Source organism: Mesorhizobium sp. M7A.F.Ca.AU.002.02.1.1 (assembly GCF_003998535.1).
Taxonomy (GTDB): Bacteria; Pseudomonadota; Alphaproteobacteria; order Rhizobiales; family Rhizobiaceae; genus Mesorhizobium; species Mesorhizobium ciceri.
Map to the genome: position 1 here is coordinate 1 of NZ_RZPB01000960.1, position 1,952 is coordinate 1,952.

At 68.2% G+C, this 1,952-nt stretch carries 2 protein-coding genes; both read left to right on the plus strand.

Annotated features, from left to right (window positions below; all coding sequences use genetic code 11):
* Nucleotides 1-666, plus strand: a 666-nt coding sequence (locus EN879_RS33785) for an LLM class flavin-dependent oxidoreductase (RefSeq protein ID WP_127274601.1), incomplete at its 5' end; no start/stop codon positions are given.
* Nucleotides 663-1,952, plus strand: a 1,290-nt coding sequence (locus EN879_RS33790) for an FAD/NAD(P)-binding protein (protein ID WP_127274602.1), incomplete at its 3' end; no start/stop codon positions are given. The genes EN879_RS33785 and EN879_RS33790, both read left to right, overlap by 4 nt.

Genomic DNA, 1,952 nt, shown 5'->3' on the forward strand with positions numbered 1-1,952 from the left:
TTGCCGCCGGTGCAGACGCCTTACCCGCCGCTGTATTTCGGCGGTTCGTCCGATGCCGGGTCGACGGTGGCGGCGCAGGAGATCGACAAGTATTTGACCTGGGGCGAGCCGCCCGCCGATGTCGAGCGCAAGCTGGACAGCGTGCGTGAACTGGCGCAGAAGGCCGGCCGCAAGCTCTCTTTCGGCATTAGGCTGCATGTCATCGCCCGCGAAACCACCGAGGAGGCCTGGGCCGCTGCCGACAGGCTGATCAGCCGCCTCGACGACACGACGATCGCCTCGGCCCAAAAAGTCTTTGCGCGCATGGATTCGGTCGGGCAGGCGCGGATGAGCGCATTGCATGGCGGCGATCGTGCCAAGCTCGAGATCGCGCCCAATTTGTGGGCCGGCGTCGGCCTGGTGCGCGGCGGTGCCGGTACTGCCCTTGTCGGCGACCCCGACACGATCGCCGAGCGCATCGACGAGTACCGGCGCCTCGGCATCGATACCTTCATCCTGTCCGGCTATCCGCATCTGGAAGAAGCCTATCGCTTCGGCGAACTGGTGCTGCCGAAACTGCCGACCGACCATCCGGTAAAAGCCGCCGGCTCGTCCGTCAACACCGGTCCGTTCGGCGAGACCATCGCCGGCGACCACCGGCCGAAATCGCTCGCCAGCGCCTCGTGAACGCGCTCCCTCCGGCCCGCCGGTTGCGCGTCGCCATCCTTGGCGGCGGCTTTTCCGGCGCGGCGGTGGCCTGGCATCTGGCGCGGGCACCTCAATCGGAGCGCCTGTCGATTTCCGTCATCGAGCCGCGACCAGCGCTCGGCGGCGGCCTGGCCTATTCCAGCGAGGAACCGTCGCACCGGGTCAATGTCCCCGCAGTCAGGATGAGCATGGCTCCCGATGATCCGCAGCATTTTGCACGCTGGTTGGCTGGCAGCGGAGAACTCGAACACGACCCGGATGCCATCTGGAAGAACGGCGACGCTTTTCCGCGCCGTCGCGTATTCGGCCGCTACGTCGCCGAGCATCTGGCGCCGTATCTCGGTTCCGGCCTTGTCCATCATGTCGAAGGTTCCGCCACACGCGTGACACGCGATGCCAGTGGCGCGGGCTGGACCGTGCACACCTCTGCCGGACCGGTCGTCGCCGATATCCTCGTCCTGGCAGCGACGCATCCGCGGCCCGGAATTCCCAACGCGCTGGCCTCGCTGACGGAAGCGCCAGGTTTCGTCGCCGATCCGTACTCTTCCGCCGCGCTTTCAGGGATCGGGCCGGAGGCGTCGGTGCTGATCGTCGGCTCCGGGTTGACCTCGGCCGACATGGTCGCCGAACTTGACCGCCGTGGCCATCGCGGCCGTATCCTCGCGCTGTCGCGCCGCGGCCTGCGCTCGCGCGGCCACCCGGATATCAGGGGCGAGCCTTTTGGCGACTTTGCATCCGCGCCGGCCACGACGGCGCTCGGCCTGCTCAAGACCATTCGCGCGACGCTGGCGGCCGCGCGCGCCGCCAATGTCAACTGGCAGTCGGTCTTCGATCAGCTGCGCCTCCAGGGGCCGGTGCTGTGGGCCGCACTTGCGCCGCCGGAGCGGGCAAGGCTGGTGCGCCAGCTGCGCGTGTTCTGGGACGTGCATCGTTTCAGGATCGCGCCGCAGGTCGCCGCGGTGCTCGACCGGCGTCATGCCGCCGGTACAGTCGACACCATTGCCGCCAGGCTTGTCGCGTCGAACGACGAGGACGGCAGCCTGGCTGTCAGCTTTCAACGGCGCGGGCAGACCCGGATCGAGACGATGCGCTTCGCTGCCGTCATCAACACCACCGGTCCGGCCCATGGGCAGGCGCTGCAGCTGAACCCGGCGCTAAGCTCGCTGGCGGAAGCCGGCTTGATCAGGACGGACCAATATGGGCTTGGCATCGAGACAGGTCTCGACAGCCGCGCGATCGGCCGGGACGGCGCGGCGGTCGCGACA